Genomic DNA, 6,597 nt, shown 5'->3' on the forward strand with positions numbered 1-6,597 from the left:
GTGAGCACAAATCTAGCGCGGGTGTTTGTCGCGCGCCTCCTCGGCCTTGACGTCTTCGACCCTCTGGGCGACCGGCTGGGCCGGCTGCGTGACGTTGTGGTGCTCTCCCGCGGGTCCCGCGGCGCCCCGCATGTGGTGGGCATCGTTGTCGAGGTCCCCGGGAAGAAGCGGGTCTTCGTGCCGATGACCCGGATCACCTCGATCGACCAGACCCAGATCATCTGCACCGGGCTGGTGAACCTGCGGCGTTTCGAGCAGCGCGGCGCCGAAACCCTGGTCGTGGCCGAGATGTTTGACCGCCGGGTTACGCTGGCCGACGGCAGCGGGGACGCCACTATCGAGGACATCGCGATGGACCGGCACCGCTCCGGCGACTGGTTCGTCAGCAAGCTCTTTGTCCGCCGCGGCCATTCACTGTCCCCGTTGAGCAGGCTGCGCCGCAACGAAACCATGATCATCGACTGGGCCGATGCGCAGCAGGGCGCCCGCACCGAGCCCCAGGCCGCCACCCAGTTCGTCGCGACCCACGAGGATCTCAAGCCTGCCGACTTCGCCGAGGCCCTGCAGGAGATGAGCGACAAGCGCCGCTTCGAGGTCGCCAGTGAGCTGCAGGACGAACGCCTCGCCGATGTCCTGCAGGAGATGCCGGAGGGCGACCAGGTGGAGATCCTTTCCGCCCTCGACGTGAACCGGGCCGCGGACGTGTTGGAGGAAATGGACCCGGACGACGCCGCCGACCTCCTCGCCGAGCTGCCCAGCGCGCAGGCCGAACAGCTGCTTCAGCTGATGGAACCCGAAGGCGCCGAAGACGTCCGCCGGCTGCTTGAGTACGACGAGGACACCGCCGGCGGCCTGATGACCCCGGTCCCGGTCATCCTGCCCCCGGAAGCCACCGTCGCCGAGGCCCTCGCCCACGTCCGGCGCGAAGAGCTCTCCCCCGCCCTAGCATCCTCGATTTTCATCGCCCGGCCCCCGCTGGAAACGCCCACCGGCCGTTTCCTCGGCGTCGTGCACATCCAGCAACTGCTGCGCTACCCGCCGCCCGAACCGCTGGGCAACCTGGTGGACAAGACCCTGGAGCCGGTGTCGGACCAGGCCCACATCAGCGAGGTGGCCCGCACGCTGGCCACCTACAACCTCAACTCGCTCCCCGTCGTCAACAGCGACGGTCGGCTTGTGGGGGCGGTGACTGTTGACGATGTGCTGGATCATCTGCTGCCCGATGACTGGCGCGCCCACGAGGACGATGTCCCGATAAGGAAGCTTGGAGGCCGCATTGGCTGATAACAGCGCACCACGGAACCCCCAGGTCCGGCAGGGCAGCAAATCGGACAAAGGCGGCCTTGATACACCCCTGAGCGGCCGGCAACGGATCCTGCCGAAGTTCTCCCCCAACCCTGACGCCTTCGGCCAGACCACGGAAGGCTTCGCCCGCTTCATGGGCACACCGCAGTTCCTGGTCTACATGACGGTGTTCGTCGTGGTCTGGCTGGTCTGGAACACGTTTGCCCCGCAGGACTGGCAGTTCGACTCCCGGGCACTCGGCTACACCCTGCTGACCCTGATGCTCTCGCTGCAGGCCTCGTACGCCGCGCCACTCCTGCTCCTGGCCCAGAACCGGCAGGACGACCGTGACCGTGTCTCCCTCCAGCAGGACCGCCAACGCGCGGAACGCAACCTCTCCGACACCGAATACCTGACCCGGGAACTCGCCTCGCTGCGGATCGCCCTGCGCGAAGTCGCCACCCGCGACTACGTCAGGGCCGAACTGCGCAGCCTGCTCGAGGACATGCTGGAGGCGCAGGAGGAACTGCGCACCCACGATCCCTCCGCCGGTGTCCACGAGACACCGCGGGACAAGGTCAAGGACAAAATGAAGGAACGCCGCGACAAGCAGCGCAACCCCCGGACCCAGCAGGTCGCACGGGTCAAGTCCGGGGGCAAGAACGACCCCAGGCCGGGCAAAAGCGCCCAAGCCGCGCCGGACACCACCGCCAGCACCGCCCCGGACACCAACGGCACCTCAACGCCGGACACGCCGCCGGCTGCCGGACCGGACAGCGCCGGCGCACCGTTACCCTCCGCTTTCCCCGAGAACTGAGCAGCCACCGCATGAACCCCCGCCAGGACAGCACCACCCAGGGAGCTTCCCCGGCTTCGGCCAGGGAACGGGCGGTGCACGCCGCACTCGCCACCGTGATCGATCCCGAGCTTCGCCGTCCCATCACCGAACTGGGCATGCTGGACTCGGTAACGATCTCCGACGGCGGCCTGGTGCGGATCGTTGTCCTCCTGACCATCGCCGGCTGTCCGTTGCGCGGCACCATCACCGCCGACTGCGAAGCGGCCCTGTCCGCCGTACCGGGGGTCACCGGCGTCGACGTCGAACTCCAGGTCATGACGCAGGAGCAGCGCGACACCCTCAAGGAGCAGCTCCGGGGCGCCGGCGGCCAGCGCGGGATCCCGTTCAACGAACCCGGCTCGCTGACCCGCGTGTACGCCGTCGCCAGCGGCAAAGGCGGCGTGGGAAAGTCCTCCGTCACGGTGAACCTCGCCTGTGCCCTGGCCGCCCAGGGGCTGCGGGTGGGGATCGTGGACGCGGACGTCCACGGCTTTTCCGTGCCCGCGCTGATGGGGATCACCCAGGCCCCCACCCGGGTGGATGACATGATCCTGCCGCCGGTCGCCTACGGGGTCAAAGTCATCTCGATTGGCATGTTCGTCGCCGGCAACCAGCCGGTTGCCTGGCGCGGGCCGATGCTGCACCGGGCCCTGGAGCAGTTCCTCACCGACGTCTACTTCGGCGATCTCGACATCCTCTTCCTGGACCTTCCGCCCGGCACCGGCGACATCGCCATCTCCGTTGCCCAGCTGCTGCCGCAGGCCAAGATCCTGGTGGTGACCACACCCCAGGCCGCGGCCGCGGATGTGGCCGAACGGGCCGGCGCCATCGCGACCCAGACCGGCCAGAGCGTCGCCGGCATCGTGGAAAACATGTCGTACCTGGAAATGCCCGACGGCGGCCGGATGGAGCTGTTCGGAAGTGGCGGCGGCGCGGTGCTCGCCGAACGGCTGTCCGCCACGGTCGGGACCGATGTTCCGCTGCTGGGACAGATTCCGCTGGACATTCTGCTGCGGGAGGGCGGCGACGCCGGCGTTCCGCTGGTGCTTGGCCGGCCCGAAACGCCGGCAGCCCTGGCACTGCTGGACATCGCCGGGGCCCTCGCTTCGGTCCCGCGCGGGCTGAGCGGAAAGCCGCTCGGCCTGCAGCCCCGCTAAGTGGAGTCTGGGGCCAGATGGCGTCTGAGGCTAGGTGGCTTCTGAGTCGAAGGGCGCCGGATCGCCGTCCGGGAGCCGCTCAACCGTCCGCTCGGGCCGGCGTTCCGCAGCCGCCGCGGAGGCGGCCGCCACAGTGGCGACGGCGGCCGGGGCGCCGGCGCTCACCGGTTTGGTGTCATCGTCCAGCAGCGCTTCTTTGATGATCCGGCGCGGATCGTATTGCCGGGGATCATACTTCTTCCAGTCGACGTCATCGATGTCGATGCCGACTTCTTCCTTGATCTGCTCCCGGGCCCCCGACGCCATCCGGCGGACTTCCTTGACAATATTGGCAAGTTTCTGGGTGTATTCGGGCAGCCTACTGGGACCAATCACCATCAGGCCGATGATCAGCAGAAGTAAGAACTCCGGTCCATTGATTCCAAGCACTGTAGGAAGATTACCCTCTCCATCGGGGCCGGAACGATTCGGCCCCGACACACGGCGCCCGGCCCAGGCGGTTCCGCGGCCGGTGCGCGACAAGTGCGGCGGTCACGGCGCCAGCAGCTCCACGATCCTGGCCAGCCCGCGCTCCATCCTCCCGGCGATGTCGGGGCCGGCGTCGGATGCTTCTGCGCTGTTTTTGGCAGGCCCTGCGCCGGGGGCGCCGGGTTCCCCGGCTGTACCTTCACCGGCTGCCCCTTCACTGGCTGTCCGCGCTGCCGAGCTGCGGGACCGCACCAGCGCTGCCACACCATCGGCGGCCTGTTCCGCGGGCTGGTCCGTCACGAACGTGAAGGTGGTACCGCCGGCCTGGTAGATGGCGGCAAAGGGTGACGTGTGGTTAATCCACAGGGTCCCGCTGCCGGTCCCAGCCGCGGCACCGGCCACGGGGCCGCTCTCCGGCACCGTCGCGGCGGTGAAGCCGTCCGACGTCGCGAGGCGGCCCGTGAGCACGTTGACCGGGACCGGCGCGCCGGATAGTCCCCCGGTGCCCGGGCTGCCGGACTGCCCCGGCAAGTCACCGTGTTGTTCCAGTACGGTGACGAAATTCCGGCCGTTGGTCAGGCGCAACTCAATCAGTTCCCCGCCGGCGAGCTCCCCGGCCCGAGCCCAGACCATGCGGTAGCCGAGATCATGGAACTCGGGGCAGGTCCAGCCGGCGGAGCGCAGCGTGGAGAGCTGGGCGCCGGTGAGGGCACCCGCCGGAGTGAAATCGGGTTCCCCCGTGAGGCCCCAGCTGGTCGGCGCCCCTGCAGCGGCCCCCGGCTCTGTCCCCAGGGCAGCAGCCCCGGAGACTGCAAGGTCCCGCTGCAGCAAAACGGAGGCGGGTGCCGCGCCGGCCGCCGGGGCGGGATCCCCGCCCACCAGGTAGGCCGATCCGCCGAGCAGGACGGTCGCCGCTGCTGCCCCAACGGCAACGATCGCTGCCGCCCGGACTGCTGGACGGAAGCCGCGGCCCGGCGCCGGCCGGAGCAATGCGGGCGGTTCCTGGCGGGCAAGTTCCTCGGTGCGGGCCAGCAGCCGCGCGGTCAGGTCGTCGCTGGCCGTCGGCACGTCGGCTCCGCGCAGCCGCTCCAGGTACTGGCGTTCGCGGCGCTGCTGCAGCCGGCAATCCGGGCACGAATCCAAGTGCTGGCGGCGCCGGTCGTGGGGGCCGCGCAGCAGGCGTTGCAGCAGACGCATGGCCTGGTTCAGAGCAGGCCGGCGATGCGGGGCAGCTTAAGCCGCGGCTTCAGCGAGGTCTTGGCAGGCTGCTGCGGCCGCGGGTCGCGGTGCGCCAGCTTCTCCCGGAGCATGGTCCGGCCGCGGTGGATCCGGGAGCGGACCGTCCCCAGTTTGATGCCCAGGGCGACGGCAACCTCGTCGTAGGACAGCCCCTCGAGGTCGCAGAGGACGACTGCGGCGCGGAAATCCGGGGGAAGTTCCTCGAGGGCTGCCTGCACGTCGATGTCAAGGTTGTTGAACTCGAAACTCTGCTCCGGTCCCGGCTCGCGCCCGGGCAGGCGGGATTCGGCATCGTCGGCCAGGGCGTCGAAGCGGATCCGGCTCTTGCGCCGGGCCTGGTCCAGGAAGAGATTGGTGGTGATCCGGTGCAGCCACCCGTCCAGGGTGCCCGGCTTGAAGTTCTCCAGCGAACGGAACACGCGGACGAACACCTCCTGGGTGAGGTCCTCGGCGTCGTACTTGTTGCCGGTCAGCCGGTACGCGAGGCGGTACACCTTCGCGGAGTGGTTGGTGACCACTTCCTCCCAGGTGGGCCGGACCCATTCGGGCTCCGCCGCGGGCTGGGACTCTTCAGTTGCAGGGACAGCTGCCAAAACCGACATTGTCCGCTCCCCTCGTGGATGGTGCTTTCGCCGTGGACGGTGCTTGCGGGCGCAAGCTCCTGCGTCATTGATTCGGCGCCGATCACCACACGGATGAGCGGATACCCATCATTTCAAAACAAGCTGTGAATTTCCTGACGCCGGCAGCCCTTCAGCCCACGGCGGAACCGGCAGCCGGCGGCCCTGCCGCGGGGGCGCCTCCCGGGCCGGTACCACCGGACACAGTAGGCTGGGGGGAACAATCCCCTGCCGCCCAGAAAGCGAATTACATGAGCGCCGATAAGTCAACGAGCTGGTCCTACGCAGAAGATCTGCCTGCCGAGGACGAGGTCATGCTGCACGCGCGCGAACGGTCCTTCGAACTGGGCGTCACCCCGGTCGGCCCGGGCGTCGGAGCCGTCCTGACCGTCCTGGCCGCCGCCTCCAAGGCCCAGACGGCCGTCGAAATCGGCACCGGCGCGGGCGTCTCCGGCGTCTGCCTTCTGCGGGGCCTGGGTCCGCAGGCCGTGCTGACCACAATCGATGTCGACGTCGAACACCTGAAAGCCGCCCGGGAGGCGTTCCAGGAAGCCGGCAGCCCGGCCAACCGTACCCGGACCATTTCCGGCCGGGCCCGCGACGTCCTCCCCCGCCTGACGGACGGCGCTTACGACCTGGTCTTCATTGATGCCGACAAGCCGAACTACCCCGGCTATGTGGAACAGGCCGTCCGCCTGCTCAAGTCCGGGGGCCTGCTGATCGTCAATGACGCGCTGGACCAGGACCGCGTCGCGAACCCGGCCGCGCGCGAGGCTACCACTGTGGTCCTGCGCCAGGTGGGCAAGGCCATCCGCGACGACGACCGCCTCGCGTCCGCCATGCTGCCGACTGGCAACGGCCTGCTGGTCGCCGTCAAGAAGTAGGTTTCACGCTGCCCGAAAGAAAACAGAGGGCGGGGGGGGGGGAAAGACAGTCGCTACAGCCCCAGCCCCCCCCCACCCCCGGGAAGAAGAAGATTCTAAGCCAGAAA

Annotated in this window: 7 protein-coding genes; 4 read left to right on the forward strand and 3 right to left on the reverse strand. The window is 68.9% G+C overall.

Features of this window, described 5'->3' with window-relative positions; translation table 11 throughout:
* Genes AC50YM_RS03570 through AC50YM_RS03580 form a run of 3 tightly spaced genes read left to right on the forward strand, consistent with a single transcriptional unit; the run spans position 1 to position 3,279 of the window.
* A complete protein-coding gene (locus AC50YM_RS03570; protein ID WP_494955623.1) occupies positions 1 to 1,284 on the forward strand; it encodes a magnesium transporter MgtE N-terminal domain-containing protein in 1,284 nt (427 codons plus the stop codon).
* A complete protein-coding gene (locus AC50YM_RS03575) occupies positions 1,265 to 2,101 on the forward strand; it encodes a DUF1003 domain-containing protein (protein WP_494955624.1) in 837 nt (278 codons plus the stop codon). The genes AC50YM_RS03570 and AC50YM_RS03575 overlap by 20 nt, the downstream gene beginning before the upstream one ends.
* Positions 2,102 to 2,112: 11 nt before the next feature.
* Complete coding sequence (locus AC50YM_RS03580) at positions 2,113 to 3,279, forward strand: Mrp/NBP35 family ATP-binding protein (RefSeq protein ID WP_494955625.1); 1,167 nt, start codon at positions 2,113 to 2,115, stop codon at positions 3,277 to 3,279.
* A gap of 30 nt (positions 3,280 to 3,309) precedes the next feature.
* Here the strand turns inward: AC50YM_RS03580 and AC50YM_RS03585 are convergent, their stop codons facing one another.
* The 3 genes from AC50YM_RS03585 to sigE all read right to left on the reverse strand — a co-directional run bounded on the left by AC50YM_RS03585 (position 3,310) and on the right by sigE (position 5,588).
* On the reverse strand, positions 3,310 to 3,708 hold the full coding sequence (locus AC50YM_RS03585; RefSeq protein WP_494955626.1) for a twin-arginine translocase TatA/TatE family subunit: 399 nt from the start codon (positions 3,706 to 3,708) through the stop codon (positions 3,310 to 3,312).
* A 102-nt stretch (positions 3,709 to 3,810) separates the two neighbouring features.
* The gene (locus tag AC50YM_RS03590; RefSeq protein ID WP_494955627.1) at positions 3,811 to 4,944 is read right to left on the reverse strand and encodes an anti-sigma factor; all 1,134 of its coding nucleotides are present in this window, start codon (positions 4,942 to 4,944) and stop codon (positions 3,811 to 3,813) included.
* Positions 4,945 to 4,952: 8 nt separating this feature from the next.
* Positions 4,953 to 5,588 (reverse strand): RNA polymerase sigma factor SigE, encoded by a 636-nt coding sequence (gene sigE / locus AC50YM_RS03595; RefSeq protein WP_494955628.1) that lies wholly within the window; start codon positions 5,586 to 5,588, stop codon positions 4,953 to 4,955.
* Positions 5,589 to 5,857: 269 nt separating this feature from the next.
* Here sigE and AC50YM_RS03600 point away from each other — a divergent pair, with 269 nt between their 5' ends.
* Complete coding sequence (locus tag AC50YM_RS03600) at positions 5,858 to 6,490, forward strand: O-methyltransferase (RefSeq protein ID WP_494955629.1); 633 nt, start codon at positions 5,858 to 5,860, stop codon at positions 6,488 to 6,490.
* The last annotated feature ends 107 nt before the right edge of the window (positions 6,491 to 6,597 follow it).

This window comes from Pseudarthrobacter sp. RHLT1-30-1, from assembly GCF_059383415.1.